22 protein-coding genes are annotated in these 19,767 nt (G+C 70.4%); 15 read left to right on the forward strand and 7 right to left on the reverse strand.

Translation table 11 applies throughout. The annotated features are described in order from the left end of the window. Window positions 1-24 precede the first annotated feature (24 nt). On the forward strand, window positions 25-2,121 hold the full coding sequence (locus ASC61_RS04995) for an acyltransferase family protein (RefSeq protein WP_056210091.1): 2,097 nt from the start codon (window positions 25-27) through the stop codon (window positions 2,119-2,121). A 4-nt stretch (window positions 2,122-2,125) separates the two neighbouring features. Here the strand turns inward: ASC61_RS04995 and ASC61_RS05000 are convergent, their stop codons facing one another. Continuing rightward, complete coding sequence (locus tag ASC61_RS05000; RefSeq protein ID WP_162243646.1) at window positions 2,126-2,944, reverse strand: class I SAM-dependent methyltransferase; 819 nt, start codon at window positions 2,942-2,944, stop codon at window positions 2,126-2,128. Between the two features lie 93 nt (window positions 2,945-3,037). Here ASC61_RS05000 and ASC61_RS05005 point away from each other — a divergent pair, with 93 nt between their 5' ends. From ASC61_RS05005 to ASC61_RS05020, 4 genes are read left to right on the forward strand one after another with little or no spacing between them, the layout of a single operon-like run. Further along, complete coding sequence (locus ASC61_RS05005; RefSeq protein ID WP_162243647.1) at window positions 3,038-3,862, forward strand: SGNH/GDSL hydrolase family protein; 825 nt, start codon at window positions 3,038-3,040, stop codon at window positions 3,860-3,862. Next, the gene (locus ASC61_RS05010; RefSeq protein ID WP_056210095.1) at window positions 3,859-5,031 is read left to right on the forward strand and encodes a glycosyltransferase family 4 protein; all 1,173 of its coding nucleotides are present in this window, start codon (window positions 3,859-3,861) and stop codon (window positions 5,029-5,031) included. The genes ASC61_RS05005 and ASC61_RS05010 overlap by 4 nt, the downstream gene beginning before the upstream one ends. After that, complete coding sequence (locus ASC61_RS05015) at window positions 5,028-5,849, forward strand: class I SAM-dependent methyltransferase (protein WP_056210097.1); 822 nt, start codon at window positions 5,028-5,030, stop codon at window positions 5,847-5,849. Before ASC61_RS05010 ends, ASC61_RS05015 begins: the two co-directional genes overlap by 4 nt. Beyond that, entirely contained in the window at window positions 5,846-7,123 is a 1,278-nt protein-coding gene (locus tag ASC61_RS05020) for a hypothetical protein (protein ID WP_056210099.1), read from the forward strand. Before ASC61_RS05015 ends, ASC61_RS05020 begins: the two co-directional genes overlap by 4 nt. On the opposite strand, the gene ASC61_RS05025 is transcribed toward ASC61_RS05020, so the two are convergent. Then, window positions 7,102-7,833, reverse strand: coding sequence for a class I SAM-dependent methyltransferase (locus ASC61_RS05025; protein ID WP_056210101.1), 732 nt, complete (start codon window positions 7,831-7,833; stop codon window positions 7,102-7,104). The genes ASC61_RS05020 and ASC61_RS05025 overlap by 22 nt on opposite strands. Continuing rightward, window positions 7,830-8,597 carry a TylF/MycF/NovP-related O-methyltransferase gene (locus ASC61_RS05030; RefSeq protein ID WP_056210102.1) on the reverse strand — a complete coding sequence of 256 codons (768 nt, stop codon included), beginning with the start codon at window positions 8,595-8,597 and terminating at the stop codon, window positions 7,830-7,832. The genes ASC61_RS05025 and ASC61_RS05030 overlap by 4 nt, the downstream gene beginning before the upstream one ends. Window positions 8,598-8,744: 147 nt before the next feature. On the opposite strand from ASC61_RS05030, the gene ASC61_RS05035 reads away from it, so the two are divergent. Continuing rightward, window positions 8,745-9,614 carry an SGNH/GDSL hydrolase family protein gene (locus tag ASC61_RS05035; protein WP_082530471.1) on the forward strand — a complete coding sequence of 290 codons (870 nt, stop codon included), beginning with the start codon at window positions 8,745-8,747 and terminating at the stop codon, window positions 9,612-9,614. Here ASC61_RS05035 and ASC61_RS05040 read toward each other — a convergent pair. After that, window positions 9,597-10,313 (reverse strand): hypothetical protein, encoded by a 717-nt coding sequence (locus tag ASC61_RS05040; protein ID WP_056210107.1) that lies wholly within the window; start codon window positions 10,311-10,313, stop codon window positions 9,597-9,599. The genes ASC61_RS05035 and ASC61_RS05040 overlap by 18 nt on opposite strands. 49 nt (window positions 10,314-10,362) lie before the next feature. Here ASC61_RS05040 and ASC61_RS05045 point away from each other — a divergent pair, with 49 nt between their 5' ends. The 3 genes from ASC61_RS05045 to ASC61_RS05050 all read left to right on the forward strand — a co-directional run bounded on the left by ASC61_RS05045 (window position 10,363) and on the right by ASC61_RS05050 (window position 12,771). Continuing rightward, window positions 10,363-11,043 (forward strand): class I SAM-dependent methyltransferase, encoded by a 681-nt coding sequence (locus tag ASC61_RS05045; RefSeq protein WP_056210109.1) that lies wholly within the window; start codon window positions 10,363-10,365, stop codon window positions 11,041-11,043. Window positions 11,044-11,114: 71 nt separating this feature from the next. Continuing rightward, a complete protein-coding gene (locus ASC61_RS19650) occupies window positions 11,115-11,279 on the forward strand; it encodes a hypothetical protein (RefSeq protein ID WP_157439385.1) in 165 nt (54 codons plus the stop codon). 34 nt (window positions 11,280-11,313) lie between these two features. After that, complete coding sequence (locus ASC61_RS05050; protein ID WP_056210111.1) at window positions 11,314-12,771, forward strand: GuaB1 family IMP dehydrogenase-related protein; 1,458 nt, start codon at window positions 11,314-11,316, stop codon at window positions 12,769-12,771. Window positions 12,772-12,873: 102 nt separating this feature from the next. Here the strand turns inward: ASC61_RS05050 and ASC61_RS05055 are convergent, their stop codons facing one another. Then, window positions 12,874-13,452 carry a TetR/AcrR family transcriptional regulator C-terminal domain-containing protein gene (locus ASC61_RS05055; protein ID WP_056210113.1) on the reverse strand — a complete coding sequence of 193 codons (579 nt, stop codon included), beginning with the start codon at window positions 13,450-13,452 and terminating at the stop codon, window positions 12,874-12,876. Window positions 13,453-13,547: 95 nt separating this feature from the next. Between ASC61_RS05055 and ASC61_RS05060 the strand changes: the two genes are divergently transcribed. From ASC61_RS05060 to ASC61_RS05070, 3 genes are read left to right on the forward strand one after another with little or no spacing between them, the layout of a single operon-like run. Further along, window positions 13,548-14,138, forward strand: a complete 591-nt coding sequence (locus ASC61_RS05060; protein WP_056210115.1) for a biotin transporter BioY — start codon at window positions 13,548-13,550, stop codon at window positions 14,136-14,138. Between the two features lie 9 nt (window positions 14,139-14,147). Next, window positions 14,148-14,846 carry an energy-coupling factor ABC transporter ATP-binding protein gene (locus ASC61_RS05065; RefSeq protein ID WP_056210118.1) on the forward strand — a complete coding sequence of 233 codons (699 nt, stop codon included), beginning with the start codon at window positions 14,148-14,150 and terminating at the stop codon, window positions 14,844-14,846. Next, entirely contained in the window at window positions 14,843-15,457 is a 615-nt protein-coding gene (locus tag ASC61_RS05070; protein ID WP_056210121.1) for an energy-coupling factor transporter transmembrane component T family protein, read from the forward strand. The genes ASC61_RS05065 and ASC61_RS05070 overlap by 4 nt, the downstream gene beginning before the upstream one ends. Here the strand turns inward: ASC61_RS05070 and bsaP are convergent. Together bsaP and bioB are read right to left on the reverse strand one after the other, a co-directional pair. Beyond that, window positions 15,454-15,633, reverse strand: a complete 180-nt coding sequence (bsaP, locus tag ASC61_RS20445) for a biotin synthase auxiliary protein BsaP (protein ID WP_056210123.1) — start codon at window positions 15,631-15,633, stop codon at window positions 15,454-15,456. The genes ASC61_RS05070 and bsaP overlap by 4 nt on opposite strands. After that, window positions 15,633-16,628 carry a biotin synthase BioB gene (gene bioB / locus ASC61_RS05080; protein WP_056210125.1) on the reverse strand — a complete coding sequence of 332 codons (996 nt, stop codon included), beginning with the start codon at window positions 16,626-16,628 and terminating at the stop codon, window positions 15,633-15,635. Before bioB ends, bsaP begins: the two co-directional genes overlap by 1 nt. 67 nt (window positions 16,629-16,695) lie before the next feature. On the opposite strand from bioB, the gene ASC61_RS05085 reads away from it, so the two are divergent. From ASC61_RS05085 to bioD, 3 genes are read left to right on the forward strand one after another with little or no spacing between them, the layout of a single operon-like run. Continuing rightward, on the forward strand, window positions 16,696-17,970 hold the full coding sequence (locus tag ASC61_RS05085; RefSeq protein WP_056210127.1) for an adenosylmethionine--8-amino-7-oxononanoate transaminase: 1,275 nt from the start codon (window positions 16,696-16,698) through the stop codon (window positions 17,968-17,970). Next, window positions 17,967-19,082: an 8-amino-7-oxononanoate synthase gene (locus ASC61_RS05090; RefSeq protein ID WP_056210129.1), complete on the forward strand. Its 1,116-nt coding sequence runs from the start codon at window positions 17,967-17,969 to the stop codon at window positions 19,080-19,082. The genes ASC61_RS05085 and ASC61_RS05090 overlap by 4 nt, the downstream gene beginning before the upstream one ends. Beyond that, window positions 19,079-19,753, forward strand: a complete 675-nt coding sequence (gene bioD, locus ASC61_RS05095; protein WP_056210131.1) for a dethiobiotin synthase — start codon at window positions 19,079-19,081, stop codon at window positions 19,751-19,753. Before ASC61_RS05090 ends, bioD begins: the two co-directional genes overlap by 4 nt. The last annotated feature ends 14 nt before the right edge of the window (window positions 19,754-19,767 follow it).

Here is a 19,767-nt window from a genome sequence, read left to right on the forward strand (position 1 = left end):
ATGTCACGCACAAAGGGTTGAAGCATGACGCTGTTTGCTCGTGACCGACCAGATCGCGCCGCAGCGTCCGGCCAGTCCGTCGGGACCGAACGAGGCGGGCGGCTCGACGAGATCCAGGGCCTCCGCGCCGTCGCCGTCCTGCTCGTCGTGATCTATCACGCGGGTCTCCCCCTTCCCGGCGGGTTCGTCGGGGTCGACACGTTCTTCGTCATCTCCGGCTTCGTGATCACCCGGATGTTGCTCAACGAGTTCGACACGACCGGACGCATCCGGTTCGGACAGTTCTACCGGCGCCGGGTCCGTCGCCTGCTGCCGGCTGCGGCGCTCGTCGTGACCACCACGCTGGTGGGTTCGGCGTTGCTGCAGTCCCCCGTCGGCGCGCAGCCGTCCACGGCTCTGACCGCGATCGGCGCGTCCACCTGGACGGGCAACGGCGTGCTGTTCGTCGTGACGCGCGGCTACTTCGCGCTCAACCTGCACACCGTCCCCCTGCTGCACACGTGGTCGCTCGCGGTCGAGGAGCAGTTCTACCTGGTGTTCCCCGCGCTCCTGGCTCTTGCCTTCGCGATCTCCCGGCGGCGGGCCGCTCGCACCGGGCGGCAGGCCGCGGCGCGCACCACGGCGGCGGTCGTGATCGCGGTCGCGTTCGTCCTCTCCTTGGTCGTGTCGGTCGTGCTCACGTTCGGGCACCTGATCGTGGCGTCTGCCGGACTGGCGTACTTCTCCCCGATGAGCCGGGCATGGGAGTTCGCCGCCGGATCACTCGTGTGCCTGCTGCCGGCCGGTTGGGCGCGGGGCAAGAAGTCCGTCCTCGAGCTGTGCGCAGCGGCCGGGCTGGTCACGCTCCTGGCTTCCGCGGTGCTGATCGACGGCACAGACCCGTTCCCGGGATACCTCGCCCTCGTGCCCGTCCTGGGCACGGCACTCGTCATCGCGTCGATCGGGACGACGCCGACCTCCGTGTCCCGGGTGCTGCGGGTCCCCCTCATGCAGCGGTTGGGCGACTGGTCCTACAGCTGGTACCTCTGGCACTGGCCCTTGATCGTGTTCATCCAGGTGTACTGGCCCGACCACGTCGTCCTGATGACGGCGGCCGCCCTCGTCTCGATCCCGCTGGCGCGCCTGACGTACAACCACGTCGAGCAGCCGTTCCGCCAACGCCGCCCCGTGGCCCGGTTCGCCACCGTGCGGCTCGCGGCGGTGTGCATCGGAGTCCCGATCGCACTCAGCGTCGCTCTGATGACCGCCAGCCAGCACCACTGGGGCAGCGACAAGGTCGCCGCCTTCGCAGCGCAGGTCGAGCCCAAGCCGGCCCTGAGCGACCAGTGCCTCACCGCGGTCCCGCTGCCGGACCGCAACATCCGCGAGTGCACGGTCGGCCGTACCTACCCGGGCAAGCCCATCATCCTGATCGGCGACAGCAACGCCGCCCAGTACGCCGACGGCCTCATCAAGGTCAGCAAGGCACTGGGGCGGCCGCTGACGATCGCCACGGTGCAGGGTTGCCCGTTCACCGACATCCAGGGGGCCGAGGCCGGGTCGGAGATCGACAACTGCCACTCCCTCTACGAGTCCTCGCTCCGCTGGTTGCGCAAGCAGCCGCCCGCCACGGTCGTGATGGCGGCTGCCGGGGTGTGGGTCGACACCGACGGCATCAACGTGGCCACCCCGGACAAGTCCGTGGTGGGGACGTCGCCCAAGGTGAAGGGCGAGATCTGGCGCAAGGGCCTGATCCGCACGATCCGCGACGTCAAGGCCGCTGGGCACACCCCGGTCCAGGTCACGGCGATCCCCTTCTTCGCCACGGCGCTCGATCGTGCGTGGGGCCCGGAGACCTGCGACTTCTTCGGGACGTTGAAGGATCCCTCCAGCTGCGGCGAGTCCCGGTCGCGGGCGGCCTCCGATCGCATGCAGCGCTACGGCGTGGCGGCGCAGCACGACGCGGCAGTCGCCGAGGGAATCAACGAGATCGACGTACGGTCGGCCGTATGCGCACACGATGTGTGTGCCACGAACGACGGGGCCTTTCGGCTCTACCGGGACGGCCTGCACCTGACGATCGGCGAGAGCGTACGTCTGGCACCGCTGCTCGAACGAGGCGTGCTCGACGCCGGCAAGTGACGGTTCAGGGACGCTTCTGCACGAACACCATCAACGTCGCCGCCAACGGTGGCGGCGTGAGGTGGCCGAGCGTCGCCGCGGCACGCCACGCGGTGACGGAGTTGCCGAAGTAGGTCGGCTCGCTCGTGTGGCCGTACACCACGACGTTGTTGCGGGACGCCGGGAAGAGCCGGCGGAGCGCCCGCCGCGTGTTCATCGCGTACTGCGTCGGGAACACGTCCTCAGCGAGCCGTCCGGGCTGCAGGCGACGCAGGACTCGCGTGTGGAACGAGTTGGGCACCGCGCGGGCGCCCAGGCCGATGATGCCCCACTTGTTGGGCGTACGGGCGGCGAGCCAGCCCCCGGGCCGCAGCACGCGCATGATCTCGTCGGCCACGGCAGGTGCATCGGCCTTGGTGACGTGCTCGAACACGTAGTCGGCGATGACGACGTCGAACGACGCATCGGGGAAGGGCAGCTTCTCGCCCTGAGGGACGACGAGGGCCTCGTCCAGCGACGGGTTGTCGAGCACGGCCGGATCGATGTCGGTGCCGACGACGCGCGCCACCTTGCCCTTGAGGAGCCGCACCTCGCGGTGCGTGCGCGGCACCGGCTCGACCATCCAGTACGCCCGTCCGGCACCGAAGTCGAGCACCTGGCTGTCGTGATCGACCAAGGAGTTGACCCGCAGGTAGAACTCGATCCAGCCGTCATGCCGGGAGTAGCCTCCCGCCTGCGCCTCCGGGTAGAGCCGCTTCAACATCCCGCCCGGCTCGAAGGAATCGGCGGTGGCCTGGGTGTCGAGGTCCGAGATGCCTGGGTTCACGTCATTTTGGGCGTCCACGCGGCGATACTAGTGCCTTGCTGCCGACTGCGCGGCCGTTGCATACTGACTCGGGCCGATCCCAGGCCTCCGACTGCCAGGAGTACTTTGCTCGTGCCTTCCCCGCTCCCCCTGCCTGCTCGGGTCCTGGTCAAAGGCGCCTCCACGGTCAACTGGGTCTCCTGGATGGGTGGACCGCGTACCGACCTCGGATTCCCCCGCGCCATCGAGGCCGAGCTGCACGCCGCCGGACGCCCGGCGACCGTCCGCAACGGAGCGGTGCTGGGCCAGCCCACGCGGCATCTCGTCAAGGAGTGGCAGCCGGAGATCCTCCAGTGGTCCCCCGACGCCGTGGTGATCCTGGCCGGGCACTACGAGGCGATCCACCTGTTCATCCCGCACTGGTTCGAGCGCCACGCCAACCGGGTCGACCGGCCGACGACCGGCCTGCAGCACCTCTACTTCCGCAAGATCATCCGAGCGGTCTGGAAGCCCCTCGTCACGGTCCAGTCCAAGATCGACGGCCCCCTCGGAACGCGACTGCTCCGGCGCCGCATCCGCCGGATGAATCGCGACCTCGAGGGCTACATCGCCAAGGTCAGGACCGTCGCGAGCCCGCTGATCTTCGTCCTGGAGCTGTTGCCGCCCGCCGGCGCGCACAACAACTGGTTCCCCGGCATGAGCGATCGCATCGCGATGGTCAACCAGGTCAACCGCGAGCTGATCGAGCGCCTCGACGAGCCCGACATCCGGTTCTTCCCGGTGCGCGACATCGTCGAGGAGGTCGCCGGAGGTGATCCGCTCGCGGCGACGCCGGACGGGTTCCACTACACCCCGGCCCTGCACGGCGCGATCGGTCGCCGACTGGGGCAGGAGATCGAGTCCTGGGCCAAGAGCCAGCCGCACCTGTCCTCCGTCGACCTGATCGAGGAGAGGTGAGCTCGGCCACACTGCGGGTCGCGGTCGTCCACGCCTACTACTCCAGCCGGCAGCCCAGCGGCGAGAACATCGTCGTCGACATGCAGGTGGACGCGCTCAGGCGCGCCGGGCACGAGGTCGAGGTCTTCGCCCGGCGGACCGACGAGCTGGAGAGCGCACGCCTGTTCCCGGTCGCGTCCGGGATCCGTGCTGCCACCAATCGCGGCGCCAGCCCCCGCAAGGCGATCGAACAGTTCCAGGCCGACATCGTCCACGTGCACAACCTGTTTCCCACGTACGGTCGCACGTGGACGCAGCACTTCTCCTCGCGGCTCGTGACGACACTGCACAACTACCGGCCCATCTGCCCGGCGGCGACGCTGCACCGTGACGGGCGGTCGTGCACGCTGTGCCCGGACTCCGGCAGTGCCCTCTCGGCCGTACGTCACAGCTGTTTCAAGGGGAGCCGCACGCAGTCGATCCCGGTCGCGCTCGGAACGCGTTTCCAGAACGACCCGTTGCTGACCAACGCGGCTCGCGTCATCACCCTCAACGACGACATGCTGGAGCGCTACGCCGTGACCGGAGTGCCTCGTGAACGCCTCGTGACGGTGCCCAACTTCGTGGACGCACCGCAGGCCCCCGGCCGGCATGACGGCGGGTTCTGGCTCTACGTCGGCAGGCTCACGGAGGACAAGGGCGTCGCCGAGCTGGTCGACGCCTGGCCCGACGGTCCGGTGCTCAAGGTCGTGGGCAGCGGCCCCCTCGAGGAGCTGCTCGCGCGTACGGCCGGCCCCACGGTCGAGCTCGTGGGCCAGCTGTCGCACGACGAGGTGCGTGCCCTGCTCGGTGCCGCCCAGGGGCTGTTCTTCCCGAGCCTGTGGCCGGAGGGGCTCCCGACGGTCTACCTCGAGGCGCTGGCGGCAGGGCTGCCGGTCGTCGCGTGGCCGCAGTCGATCGTGGGCACCCTGGTGGCCGGCCAGGGCACCGGATTCGTGACCAGCGGCGTCGTCGCCGACGACATCGCCCGAGCCGGCACCGCGTTCCCCGCACTGTCCGATCACTGCCGCACGGTCTTCGACACGACCTACACGGAGGCAGCCTGGGTCGCCGCGATCGAGAGGGTCTACGCCGACGTATTGAGGGATCCGTCCCCCGGCGCAGCCGGTGCTCATAGGATGCCGCTATGAGTCAGCGAAATAGCCGCAACCACGCCGAGGCCGTCGTAGCGGCGCAGGAGATCAACTACACCGACGAGTTCGACTACGACAACAGCTCACCGCACCTGACTCACGACAACCTGCGGACCATGGTCGAGACGCGGATGGTCAAGCTGGTCGAGCAGACCTTGGCGCGCCAAGGCAGCTGCCGGGTCCTCGAGGTGGGTGCCGGCCACGGCACCTTCACGCGCAGCGTCCTCGACGCCGGCGCCCAGATCACGGTGACCGAGACGAGCACGGCCAGCGCCGACTACCTGCGCCGCACGTTCGGTGATGCCATCGAGGTCCGCTTCGACGAGACGGGGGAGGAGATCCTCAAGACCGAGGAGCGGTGGGACATCGCCGTCATGACCAGCGTCCTGCACCACATCCCCGACTACCTCGCCTTCCTCACGGGCCTCACCGGCCTGGTCGCACCCGGAGGCTCCATCTTCACCGTCCAGGACCCGCTGTACTACCCGCGCATGTCCAAGGTCGCGCACGCCGCCGACCGGGCGACCTACTTCGCCTGGCGCCTGGTGCAGGGCAACTACGGCCGCGGCCTGGCAACGCGCCTGCGGCGGCTCCGGGGCACCTACGACGACGCGGCTCCCTCCGACCTGGTCGAGTACCACGTCATGCGTGACGGGGTCGACGAGGTCGCGATCGAGAAGCAGCTGTCCGAGTCGTTCGAGAGCGTGGAGATCTTCCGATACTGGTCGACCCAGGCCAAGATCTGGCAGCGGCTCGGCGAGCGCACCCGGATGGTGACGACCTTCGGCGTGGAGGCCACTGGACGCCGGCGGTGACCCCCGCCTCCACGTCCCGCCGTGCTCGCACGACCGTCGCGTGGGGCATGCTCGACCAGGTCCTGGCGAGCGCCTCGAACTTCGTCGTCATCGTCATCGTGGCGCGCAGCCTCTCAGCTGGCGGCTTCGGGTCGTTCTCGGTCGCCTTCGAGGTCTACATCCTCACGGTCTTCATCATCCGCGGGCTCGCGAGTGATCCGCTGTCCACGGCACATGCGAGCGACGCCCCCGAACAGCTGCGGCAGGCCGTGAGCTCGGCGGCCGTCACCACGGTCGTGGCCACGTGCTGCCTCGGCCTGGTGGTGGCCGGGATCTCGTTCGTGGTCGGCGACCAGCTCGCGCCGGTGTTGCTGGCCCTGGCGATCGGCCTTCCCGGCTTGGCGCTGCAGGACTACTTCCGCTACGCCCTCATCGTCCAGGGCAACGCCAGAGCCGCGTTCTTCAACGACCTGACCTGGGGGCTGTTGCAGCTGCCGTTGCTGTGGCTCGCGATCAGCCAGGAGAGCGGCGCCACGGGCCTGCTGGCGGCCTGGGCCGTCGCCGGCAACGCCGCCGCAGTGCTCGGTCTGCTCCAGACGCGCTCTGGTCTCGGGCGGCTCTCTCAGGTGAGGCCGTGGTTGCGGCGGCACCGCAAGCTGTGGCCGTACTTCCTGCTGGACAACGTGATCTTCCAGGCCAGCAACCTCGTCCTCGTCGTCGTCATCTCCGTCGCGGCCGGACTGGCTCAGGTCGCCGGCTTCCGGGCGGCCATGACGGTCTATGCGCCCCTGGCGATCGTCGGGCGCGGCATCGTCGGCGTCTCCGTGCCGCTCCTGGCTCGCCGCAGCCACGATCCGCGGGCGGTGAAGCGCTCGGCCCTGGTCATTGCGTGGTTGCTCGGCCCGATGGCGCTGGCGTGGGCCACCGTGACCCTGTTCATCCCCGACCACGTCGGGCGCGCGTTCCTGGGCGACTCGTGGGAGATCGCCGAGCCGCTGGTGTTCCTGGCGGGCATCACGAGCGCCGTCGGCATGTTCACCGTCGGCACCTCGGTGGGGTTGCGGGCCCTGGGGGCGGGACGCGAAGGCCTCAACGCACGCATCGTGGTCTCGACCCTCGGGCTCGGGTGCGCAGCCGTGGGCGGCCTGATCGACGGGGCCTACGGCGTCTTCATGGCCCTGGCGCTGTCCGCCCCGTTCCAGGTCGCGACGTGGTGGTGGCTGCTGAGCAAGGCGACCGACCAAGCGGTCCACCGCGCCGGAGCGAGCAACGGTCAGGCAGAGGCCTCGACGTAGAGCGATCCCGGCCGGTACTCGTTGCCGGCCTTGTCCTGGTCGAGAAGGTACGTCGGCCAGTCGGCGATGCGGCTCTCGTCGAACGCCACGACCTCGGCATCCCGGAAACCCACGGACTCGAGCTCGTGGGGCAGGCTCACGCGGTCCCACATCCACTGGTGGGTCTCGCCACGTTTGCGCGCGTCGCCCAGCAGAGCGTTCTCGAGGCGCCTCCGCAGGCCGGTGCGGGTCGACGTCCCGTAGGCCTCCCGGCGCACCAGCTGCTCGATCAGGTCGTGCACCGAGGCCTCGTGCTCGACCGGGCGGCGCTCCCCGTCGAGCGCGGCGTCGAGCGTCGACAGATAGGTGCGGGCCTGCGACTCCAGGTCCGGAACGACGATGCGATGAGTCCCGCCCGGCCGCAGCACCCGCCGCACCTCGGCCAGGAAGCCCGGGACCGCGTCACGGTCGATGTGCTCGAGCATGTGGGAGTGATACACCGCGTCGACGGAGCCGTCGGCGAACGGAATTCCCTTGCGCAGGTCGTGCCGCATGGTGTTGCCGTCCATGGCCTCATAGGCCTCGAGACGTTCCCCCTGCAGGACCAGGGGCGCTATGCGGCGGCCGATCCTGGAGGACCGCATGCGTACGGGAAGGGACCAGTCGATGTTGATGCAGCGCGCACTGGTCTGGTAGCCGCAACCGAGGTTGAGGACGACGGGCTCGCTCATGCGTTCACCTCGGTCGGCTTGATCGCGAGACGCCCCGCGGCATCGATGCGGTGCAGGAAGACCGGCGAAGGGTGGCCGGCGAGGAACTCGTCGACGGCCTTGCGCGATCCTTCGGTGAACCCGTAGTCGTCGACGATCAGCACGCCGCCCGGCGAGAGCCGCGGGAAGAGCACCTCCATCTCGACCTTGGTGGATTCGTACCAGTCGGTGTCGAGTCGCAGGAAGGCGATCTGCTCCGGCGCGGTGGCGGGGATCGTGTCCTGCACCATCCCGGGGATCAGATGGATGCGCTCGGCGTCATAGCCCGTGCGTGCCATGTTGGCGCGGACGACCTCGACCGGTGCTTCGAGGAACGCCGCGCCACCGGGCTTGGCGTTCTCCTCCTCCCACCACTCGCTGACCGAGCGGTCCCAGCCGATCAGGCGGTCGTGCTCGCCGGGCGCCGGGATGCCCTCGAACGTGTCGTAGAGGTAGAGGTCGCGATCGGTGACGCCGTTCTTGACGAGCGTCGTGGCGGCGGCCATCGAGCTGCCACCCATCCAGACGCCCGACTCGACGAACGCGCCGGGGATGTCGTACTTGAGGATGTACTCGGTCGCCGAGCAGACCGCTTCGATACGGGCGACCGTCGTCATCGTGTAGGGACGGACGGCCCTGATCGTGTCGATCGTGGCCTCGGACAGATCGGCGCCGAACTCGCGTTCCACTGACAAGCCACGTTTGCTCATCGCGTCGCGCAACCGGCGCTTGATCGAGTTGATCACGTGTGGGGGCCTCTCTCGTCTGGCTTCAGGACTCCTGCCTCGCCTCAACGGCCGAGTGCAGCGCACTCGCGGAGTCTAGTAGAGCAACGGACGTCATCTGACGAGGTCACGAGGAGCGAGAAGATTTCCCCGATCTAGACTCGCGTCGTGACCTCTCGGAGCGCTCTCAGCCCGCTGCGGTTGGCGTCAGGACTCACGGTGATCCTCCTCCTCGTCGCCGGTTGCTCGGGGAGCTCGACAGACGAGCCACCCGGTCTCACGTACGCCGCACTCGGCGACTCGTACGTGTCCGGGACCGTGGGACAGGGCGCCGAGCTGTGCCAGCGGCTCTCCGGCCGCTACCCGGCCCTGGTCGCTCGGGCCGTCAAGGCGTCCAGGTTCGCCGACGCCAGCTGCGGCGGCGCGACGACCCAGGACATCGTGGAGCCGGCGAACCGTGCCGGTCGCTCCGTCGCCGCGCAGCTCGACGACGTCCCGACGTCCAGTGACGTCATCACCGTCGGGATCGGCGCGAACGACCGGGCGCTCTACCCGTCGATCTTCTACGGCTGCTTCATCGAGACCACGCGGACCGACAAGGCCTGCGACAGCGCACTGGCGAGTGCCACGTCGGGGATGACAGCCATCCGCCAGTCCGTCAGCGCGACGCTCAGCGCCGTCCGGGCGCATGCCCCCAAGGCCGAGGTCATCCTCGTCGGCTACCTGCGGATCGCACCAGCGACCGGAGCGTGCCCCGCGCTCGGCCCAGCGGCGCGGGTGCATCAGTTCGCGACCGTCGAGGACCTGATGGCCCGCGCCCAGGCAACCGCCGCGAAGGAGGCCGGTGTGCGGTTCGTCGACGTGCACGCCGCCTCGGCAGGACACGACTCGTGCTCCAAGGATCCCTGGACCAACCCTCTGACGGCCGTGGGTGGCGACGGGATCGTGCTGCACCCGCGGTCCGCCGGCATGAAGGCCGTGGCCGCGCTGGTCGAGCCGTATGTCGAGCGCGCGGCCCGGTCAGCGCGCCAGGGGTGACGCCTCGGCGCCACGGGTGAACGCCTGCGAGGCGTACATCAGCCACTGGTGCACGCCCGTCGGATCGCCGCCGGCGTACGCCGTCAGGGCCGACCGGTAGCCCTCGGGCTCGGCCGCATGCCCGGCCTCCGGCACCGTGACCGATGCCGGGTCGACGCCCTTGGCCACGAGCACGAGCCGCTCGGCGGCCCGCCCGACCACGGCATTGTGCGTGGCGAACGCGCCGGCCGCCGCGATCTCGGCGTGCACGAGCGCCGCGACGACCAGGCCGGGCGCCTCGGTCGGCTCGCCCAGCATCGCGGCGAGGGCCGTCAGCCTGGCCACACCCTCCGGGTGCACCGGCCGGCCGAGGTCCGCGTCGTCGACCGATCCGGCCGCGGCGAGGGCGTGCATGCGGGCGAGCGCCTGGACCGGCGAGTGGTTCCACACCGGCAACAGGCCGAGCAGCTCCGTCGACAGGCGGACGGCGCCGCGGGCGATCCCGTCCCCACCTCCTGACGCGAGCACCTCGACGTCGTACGTACTGCCCTCGAGCGCGGCGGTCGCAGCGGCACCCAGCAGGAGCGAGCGAGCCGTGTCGTCGGGGGTGCTGCGGCGCAGTCCGCGGTCGCGCAGGATGCCGTCGATGCCGTCGCGGGTGCCGGCGTACGTCGAGGGGATGCCCTCGAGCAGGGCGGCCGAGAGGAACGGATCGGACACGCCCGAAGCGTACCGGCCGCCTCTCGCGCCGACCGGTAGCCTGAGGAAGATGAACGACTCCCCCGAAGATCGCACCGCCAAGTGGCTGGTCGGGGACCGTCTGGCGTGCGTCCTGCACCTCGGTGACACGTCACTCGCCTACCAGCTGGCCGAGCAGGGCCACGAGGTCGTCGTCGCGGGGGACGACGTCACCGCGAGCCGCCACGAGGACATCCAGTACGTCCGCAGCCGGGGCGAGCGCCTGCCGTTCCTCGCCGACGCGTTCGACGTCGTGATCGCCCCAGAGCTGCGCGAGGCACCGACCGCGCTCGCCGAGTACGCCCGTGTCCTGCGGCCCGACGGGCTGCTGTCGACGATCTCCCAGCGCTACGACGACGCGATCCCGTGGATGCGCAAGCTGCGCGAGATCACCGGCGACCGCGGCGCGGCAGCCACCCCGGTCGACACGTTCAGCGCATCGGGGTTGTTCCACGAGCCGGAGACGCACGAGTTCGGCACGTGGGAGAAGCTCGACCTGCCCGGCCTCATGCGCTTCGCCGAGTCCACGCGGCATCCGTCGGTTCCCGAGTCCGCGCTGGCCCAGGTGCGCGACCTGTTCATGAGCTACGGCGCCCAGACCGGCTTCCTGCGCCTGCGCCACGAGACGTTCTGCGTACGCGCCAAGGTCGACAAGAACGGCATGGAGCACGACATCGAGCCGCCGGACACGCTGCTGCTCGACTTCCGGTGACGAAACGCCCTCCGGTCGCCGAAATCGTCCGACCCGGTTCCTATCGTGGGGAATGACGGAAGGAGAGCGACATGAGGCGTTCCTTGGCACTCATCGGTCTCGCCATGGTGTGCGAGGCGTGCGAGGGCGAGATCGACCTGCCCGAAGACCTCGAAGCGGGCACCGGCATGTGCCGTCAGTGCGGCATCGCGTTCCTGGTCGATGCGCCCTACGAGGCGGGCCGCCGCAGCGCGTGAGCGCCGATGCCCACGTGGCACCTAGAATTGTGCGGTGAAGTTCCTCAACGACCTGCTGCCCTCGTACGACCTGACCTACAACGACGTGTTCATGGTCCCCGGTCGCTCCGACGTGACGAGCCGGTTCGACGTCGACCTGTCGACGGCTGACGGCGTCGGCACGACGCTGCCGCTCGTCGTCGCCAACATGACCGCGATCTCCGGCAAGCGGATGGCCGAGACGATCGCCCGCCGCGGCGGCATCGCGATCATCCCCCAGGACATCCCGCTCGACATCGTCGCGGCCACCGTGCAGCGAGTGAAGGCCGCGCACACGGTCTACGACACCCCGGTGACGGTCAACCCGTCGACCACGGTCGGCGAGGCCATGAGCCTGATCCCCAAGCGCGCGCACGGCGCGGTCGTCGTCGTCGAGGACGGCAAGGTGCTCGGCATCGTCACCGAGCGCGACGGCGCCGAGATCGACCGCTTCGCCCAGGTCCGCGAGGTCATGACGACCGACGTCCTCACGTTCGACGCCGGCACGGATCCGCAGACGTCCTTCAACGAGATGTCGGCCCGGCACATCGACTTCGCCCCCGTGCTCGACGGCGGGCAGCTCGTGGGCGTCCTGACCCGCAAGGGTGCCTTGCGCTCCACGATCTACCAGCCGGCCGTCGACGCGTCAGGTGCGCTCGTGATCGGGGCTGCGGTCGGCATCAACGGCGACGTGTCCGGCAAGGCCGCGGATCTGCTGGCGATGGGCATCGACGTGCTCGTGGTCGACACCGCCCACGGCCACCAGGACAAGATGCTCGAGGCGCTGCCGCTCGTCGTCGCCGCCCGCGATGCATACGAGTCGACGTCGGGCCACCGGGTGCCGATCGCTGCGGGCAACGTGGTGTCCGCCGACGGCGTGCGCGACCTCGTCGCTGCAGGCGCCGACATCGTCAAGGTCGGCGTCGGACCCGGCGCGATGTGCACCACCCGGATGATGACCGGCGTCGGCCGGCCCCAGTTCTCCGCCGTCCTGGAGTGCGCCGCCGCGGCTCGCGAGCTCGGCGCGCACGTGTGGGCCGACGGCGGCGTCCGTTATCCCCGCGACGTCGCCCTGGCCCTCGCGGCCGGTGCGGCCAGCGTCATGATCGGCTCGTGGTTCGCCGGCACGCTCGAGAGCCCCGGCGACCTCAAGGTGGGCCCCGACGGCCGGCCCTACAAGGAGTCGTTCGGCATGGCCTCGGCCCGCGCGGTGTCCAACCGCACGCGCGACGCCGCCGGCTTCGAGCGCGCCCGCATGGCACTGTTCGAGGAGGGCATCTCGTCGTCGCGCATGTTCCTCGACCCCGACCGCCCGGGCGTCGAGGACCTCGTCGACGCGATCACGGCCGGCGTACGGTCGAGCGCCACGTACGCCGGGGCCCGTTCGCTGGCGGAGTTCCACGAGCGCGCGATCGTCGGCCTGCAGAGCTCGGCCGGCTACGACGAAGGCCGCCCGCTGCACGCCTCCTGGTGAGCGGTGACCTGGTCGCCCGTCTCGCGCCGGAACGGTGACGTGGTCGCCCATCCCGGGCAGGGACAGACGACCTGCCCACCGCCGAGCTCAGGCGAGGGGCGACTAGCTCACCGCTCCTGCAGGGAGGCGGAGGCGGATGCCGTCGAGGATCAGGGTGAGACCGAGCTCGAAGGAGTCGGCGCCGGCGCGGTCGAGCGGCTCGTCGTCGATCGCCCCGACGCTGTTGGCCTGCAGGTGCGTCTGCTCGTCCGACACGTGGCCGAACACGAAGTAGAGGATCGTCGTCGCGGCCGAGCGGGCGAACGCGTCGTCGAAACCACCGGCGGAGATCGCGCCGGCCAGCCGGCTGTTGAGCGACACCGCCCCGAGTCCGAACGCGTGCACCGTGGCGATCAGCTCGGCACCGTCACGATAGGCGAGCATCGCGTTGCGCAGCTCGCGGCTGACCGCGACGACCTGTGCGTCCCACGGCTCGTCGACGGGCACCGGACGCGCACCGCGAGCCAGCAGCTCGTCGGCGACCGCCGCCAGCAGCACCTGCTTGTTGGCGAAGTGGTGGTAGAGCGCACTCGGCTGCAGCCCCAGCTCGGAGGCGATCCGCCGCATCGACATGTCGGGCAGGCCGTACATGTCGAGGATCCCGACTGCACGTTCGACGATGTCGGAACGGTGATAGCGCACGTGGCCTCCGGGTCGAATGGGCGGTCCGATCAGCCTATACGCTAGCCTGAACGCCGTTCACCTGAGCATCGTTCAGGTACGTCCTCAGGAGTTCCATGACCAGCACTGCCTCGTCGCGCGGCACGACCGTGTCGACCACCGATCTCGCCCTCATCGCGACGTTCGCCGCCCTGATCGCGGTGTGCGCGGTGTCGACAGCCCTTCCGTTCGGCGTCAACGGCGTGCCGGTGACCCTGCAGCTGTTCGCGATCTTCCTCGCCGGCGCGGTGCTCGGCGCCAAGCGCGGCTTCTTCGCCGTGGTGCTCTATCTCGTCGTGGGCGCGTCGGGCCTGCCGATCTTCGCCGGCGGCAGCTCCGGCATCGCGCAGTTCAGCGGCGTCACCGGCGGCTACCTCTTCGCGTTCCCATTCGCCGCGCTGATCGTCGGGCTCGCGGTCGAGCGCGCGCATCGCCGCAACGTCGCGGTCACGGCGGGCGTCGTGATCGCCGGCGGGATCGTGGCCGAGACGCTCGTCTGGCTCGTCGGCGCGACCGGCATCTCCCTGTACGCCGACACGCCGTTGTGGGCCACGATCAAGAGCTCGTTCGCGTACGTCCCGGCCGACCTTGCCAAGCTCGCTGCGGCCGCGGTCGTGGCAGCGGCCGTGCACCGCGCGTTCCCCGCGCTCCTGACCCGGGGTCGGTAGCCTTCGGCCGTGGCCGGCATCTCGTTCGACGACGTCACCGTCACCGCCGAGGCGATCGGCGGCGACGTGGTCATCCTGCGCCACGTGTCGGCCGAGATCACCGAGCGCCGTGTCGCGCTGATCGGCGGCAACGGGTCTGGCAAGTCGACACTCGCGCGGCTGGTCAACGGCCTCGTCACGGCGTCCTCGGGCGTCGTCAGGGTCGACGGCCTCGATGTCGCCAAGGATGGCCCGGCAGTCCGGCGCCGGGTCGGGTTCGTGTTCACCCAACCGGCAGCCCAGCTCGTGATGCCGACCGTCGCCGAGGACGTCGCCCTCTCGCTGCGCCGCCTCGTTCCCGACAAGCACGAGCGCGAGCAGCGAGTCCTGGCGATCCTCGAGTCGTACGGGTTGGCCCATCTGGCCACCACCAGCGTCCACGCCCTGTCCGGGGGGCAGCAGCAGCTGCTCGCCCTGGCCGGCGTCCTGGCGACCGAGCCCTCGATCGTCGTGGCCGACGAGCCGACCACGCTTCTCGACCTGCGCAACAGCGTGATCGTCGCCGACCGCTTGTTCGCGCTCGAGCAGCAGCTCGTGCTGGTCACGCACGACCTGGACCTGGCGCTGCGCTGCGAACGCGTGCTGGTCATCGAGGACGGCGGCATCGCGTTCGACGGTGACCCCGCCGCCGCGGTCGACCACTACCGGCGAAGCGTGTCGACGCCGTGAGGCGGTCGTTGCCGCTCGGGATCTACCGGCCGGGCTCGACGATCTGGCACCGGATCCCCGCCGGACCCAAGCTCGGCCTCGTGGTGCTGGCCAGCATCGTGACCGTGGCGCTGCGCGGGCCGTGGCCATGCGTGGCGGCGCTGGGGGTGGCGCTGGGCATCTCGCTGTGGGCACGGGTACCGCCCCGCGTCGTGTGGCGTGGACTTCGGCCGTTCCTCGTGGTCGTGACGATCCTCGGTGCGTTCCAGTGGTGGCAGCGCGGCTGGCCGGTCGCGGTCGAGGTCGTGGCGACGACCGTCGCACTCGTCGTGGTCGCCACGACGTTCACGGCGACGACCCCGACGGACCGCCTGCTCGACGCGATCGTGCGTGGTCTCGGACCGTTCAGGCGGGTCGGCGTACGACCGGAGAAGGTCGCTCTCGCGTTCTCCCTCATGATCACCGCGATCCCGGCGATCTTCGAGATCGCGCACGAGACGCGCGAAGCGGCCAAGGCACGAGGTCTCGAGCGCAGCGTCCGGGCGAACCTCTCGCCCATGGCGATCCGCACCGTCGCGCACGCGTACGAGACCGGCGCCGCGCTGCATGCCCGCGGCATCGGCGACGACTAGCCCCTGACCTCCCCGTGCTCGACACATCGCGCCGACCAGCCCCGCGGCACGACCTGCACGACCATGCGCCGGCGGCACGCCCCACAAAATCGCGGCGGCTCCATGCGCAAGAGCTCTGCGCATCGCGTGTGGTCGCGCGCGTCGGCCGCCTCGCCGCAGTGACCGCAGTACGCCATCAGAGCGTCTTCTGGAGTTCCTTGATCGGCATGCCGAGCTCGGCCAGCAGGTCGATGTCCTCGTTGGCGTCGCGGCCCAGCGTCGTGAGGTAGTTGCCGACGATGACGGCGTTGACGCCACCGAGCAGGCCCTCTCGGGTGCCCAGGTCGCCGAGGGTGAGCTCGCGCCCACCGGCGTAGCGCAGGATCGTGTGCGGCATCGCGAGGCGGAACGCGGCGATCGTCCGCAGGGCGTCCTGCGAGCTCATGAGCTCCTGGTCGCCGAATGGCGTGCCGGGACGCGGGTTGAGGAAGTTGAGCGGCACCTCGTGCGGTCGCAGCTCGGCGAGCTGGGCCGCGAGCTCGGCCCGCTGCTCGATCGACTCGCCCATGCCGACGAGCCCGCCGCAGCACAGCTCCATGCCGGCTTCGCGGACCATGAGGCAGGTGTCCCAGCGTTCCTCGTACGAGTGCGTCGACACGACCTGCGGGAAGTACGACCTGGCCGCCTCGAGGTTGTGGTTGTAGCGGTGCACGCCCATCTCGACGAACTCGTCGACCTGCGCCTGCGTCAGCATCCCGAGCGAGCAGGCGATGTTGATGTCGACCTCGGCCTGGATCGCCTTGATCCCCTCACGGACCTGGTCCATCAGGCGCTGGTCGGGACCGCGTACGGCCGCGACGATGCAGAACTCAGAGGCGCCGGTCTTGGCGGTCTCCTTGGCAGCCTCGACGAGCTCGGGGATGTTGAGCCAGACCGCCCGGACCGGGGACTGGAACTGCCCCGACTGGCTGCAGAAGTGGCAGTCCTCGGGGCAGCCGCCGGTCTTGAGCGACACGATCCCCTCGACCTCGACCTCGGGGCCGCACCACGTCATGCGCACCTCGTGCGCCAGCTCCAAGAGCTCGGGGATGCGCTCGTCCGGGAGCCGGAGCACCTCGACGAGCAGCTCCTCGGAGAGGCCGAGGCCTTGCTCGAGGACGTGGGCGCGGGCGACCTGCAGGACATCAGTCATGAGGAGGAATGTATCCTGAACACCGTTCAGGTCAAACCTCGACCGCTCGAGATCCTGATCACCCACCATGGATGACCTCATCGAGTTCGACCGCGCCCACGTCTGGCACCCGTATGCCCCGATGGACTCTCCGGCCACGCCGCTGCTGGTCACGAGCGCTGCGGGCAACCGCCTGACGCTGGCGGACGGGCGCGAGCCGATCGACGCGATGTCGTCGTGGTGGGCCGCGATCCACGGCTATCGCCACCCTCGTCTCGACGCGGCGCTGCACCGCCAGGCCGAGTCGATGTCGCACGTCATGTTCGGCGGCCTGACACACGAGCCGGCGATCGAGCTGGCCCGCCGGCTGCTCGACCTGGCGCCGACGGGGCTCGACAAGGTGTTCTTCGCCGACTCCGGCTCGGTCTCGGTCGAGGTCGCCATCAAGATGGCGCTGCAGCTCCAGCGCGGCACGGGCCACCCGGGTCGTACGCAGCTCCTGACCCTCCGCGGGGGTTACCACGGCGACACGTTCGGGGCGATGAGCGTGTGCGACCCCGTCGGCGGCATGCACCAGATGTTCACCGACGTGCTCGCCGACCAGGTGTTCCTGCCGCGACCGCCGGCCGGCCTCGACGCCGACCTCGAGCCGTGGCTCGCCGAAGCCCAGGACGTCGTCGACGCCCTCGACGACACCGTCGCCGCGGTCATCGTCGAGCCCGTGCTGCAGGGCGCGGGTGGGATGCGGGTCTACCCGCCGGCCGTGCTGCGCTGGTTGCGCGACGTCTGCGACGCCCGCGGCTGGCTGCTGATCCTCGACGAGATCGCGACCGGCTTCGGGCGTACGGGCGAGATGTTCGGGGCCGACCACGCCGGGGTCAGCCCCGACATCATGTGCGTGGGCAAGGCGCTGACCGGGGGCTACCTGACCCTCGCCGCCGTCCTCTGCACTACCGACGTCGCGGCCGGCATCGATGCGTCGGAGTCGGGCGCCCTGATGCACGGTCCGACGTACATGGCGAACCCGCTCGCCTGCGCCGTCGCGGCGGCCTCGCTCGACGTGCTGACCGAGTCCGACTGGCGGCGGGACATCGCGCGGATCAACACGGCCCTCGACCTCGGCCTGGCACCGGCGCGCGACCTCGACGGGGTCGCCGACGTACGTACGCTCGGCGCCGTCGGCGTGATCCAGCTCGACCATCTTGTCGACGTCGCGGCAGCCAGCGCCGTGGCACTCGAGCACGGCGTCTGGATCCGGCCGTTCCGCGACCTGATCTACACGATGCCGCCCTACATCAGCACCGACGAGGACCTGTCCACGATCACCGGCGCCCTCGTCGCCGCGGCGGGGAGCCCACGATGACGTTGCACACCTGGCTCGACGAGCAGGCCCGGCAGCGAGAGCGCGACGGGCTCGTCCGGGCGCTGACGACGCGCACGGGCGACGACCTCCTGATCGATCTGGCCGGCAACGACTATCTCGGACTCTGCCGCGACGACCGGGTGACATCAGCGGCGGCCGAGGCCGCGTTGCGGTGGGGCGCCGGCGCCAGCGCGTCGCGTCTGGTCACCGGCACCTTGCCGGTGCACACCGCCCTCGAGTCGGCGCTCGCCGCCCGGCTCGACCAGGAAGCCGCCCTGGTGCACTCCACGGGCTATCACGCCAACCTCTCGGTCGTGACGGCTCTCTCTGACCGCGACACCCTGCTCGTCTCGGACGCGCATGTCCACGCCTCGCTCGTCGACGCCTGCCGGCTCTCGCGGGGCACCCTCGCGGTCGTCGGCCACAACGACCTCGCCGCGGTCGAGGCGCGCCTGGCCGAACGTACGCAGGCCCGTGCCCTCGTGCTCGTCGAGTCGATCTACTCCGTGCTCGGCGACGCCGCGCCCCTGGCCGAGCTCGTCGAGCTGTGCGAACGGCACGACGCGACGTTGGTCGTCGACGAGGCGCATGGCATCGGCGTCGCCGGGGACGGCGGCGGCCTCGTACGCGAGCTGGGCCTGGCCGGCCGACCCTCGGTGATCGTGACGATGACGTTGTCCAAGGCACTCGGCAGCCAAGGCGGTGCCGTGCTGGGCAGCCAGGCGGTCGTCGACCACCTGGTCAACCGCTCGCGACCGTTCATCTACGACACGGGGCTGGCCCCGGCAGCCGCCGCAGCGGCTCTCGAGGCTTTGCGGATCGTCGACGCCGAGCCTGAGCGCGTCGCCCGACTTCGTCACGTCGCCGCCACGCTTGCGGACGCGGCCGGGGTCGCCCGTGTGGCCGGAGCCGTCCTGTCGGTCGAGATGCCGGGTCCGGCCGAGGCTCTTTCGGCGCAGGCCGCGTGCGCCGCCGATGGCGTACGCATCGGTTGCTTCCGCCCGCCCTCGACGCCCGACGGAATCAGCCGGCTGCGCCTCACCGCGTCGGCCGGCGTCGACGACGATCAGCTCGCGCACGCCACCAAGCTGATCGCCACGGTGGTGCCATGACCCGCTACGTCGTGGTCACCGGCACGGACACCGGAGTCGGCAAGACCGTCGTGACGGCCGCGCTTGCGGTCGCCCTCGGCGCACGCGGCCTCGACGTCGTCGTGGTCAAGCCGGTGCAGACCGGCGTGGGACCCGACGAACCCGGCGACGCCGACGAGGTCGTATGCCTCACCGGGTCGACTGCCGTGCACGAGCTCGTCCGGCTGCGCGACCCGCTGGCGCCCGAGACGGCCGCCCGGCTCGAAGGCGCGCCGCTCCCGTCGATCGCCACGGTGGCCGAGCAGATCCGGCGCCTCGACGCCGACGTCGTGCTGGTCGAGGGTGCCGGTGGGCTGCTGGTCCGGCTCGACCTCGACGGCGGCACCGCGATCGACCTCGCGCGGGCTCTCGACGCCGAGGTCGTCGTCGTCGCACGAGAAGGGCTCGGCACGCTCAACCACGCCGGGCTGACCATCGACCGGCTGCGGGCCGAAGGTCTCACGCCGCGCCTCGTGCTCGGCTCGTGCAGCGCCGAGCCCGGCCTCGCCGAGCTCCAGAACCGCATCGACCTGCCGCGGCTGACCGGACTGGCGCTCGACGGAGTCGTCCCCGCCGGCGCGGGATCCCTCGACCGTACGGAGTTCTGCCGGCAGGCTCCGGGCTGGTTCCCCGCGCTCCCTGGAGTCGACTAGACCGATAGCGTCCC

The sequence above is a fragment of the Aeromicrobium sp. Root344 genome (assembly GCF_001425755.1).
Classification (GTDB): domain Bacteria; phylum Actinomycetota; class Actinomycetes; order Propionibacteriales; family Nocardioidaceae; genus Aeromicrobium.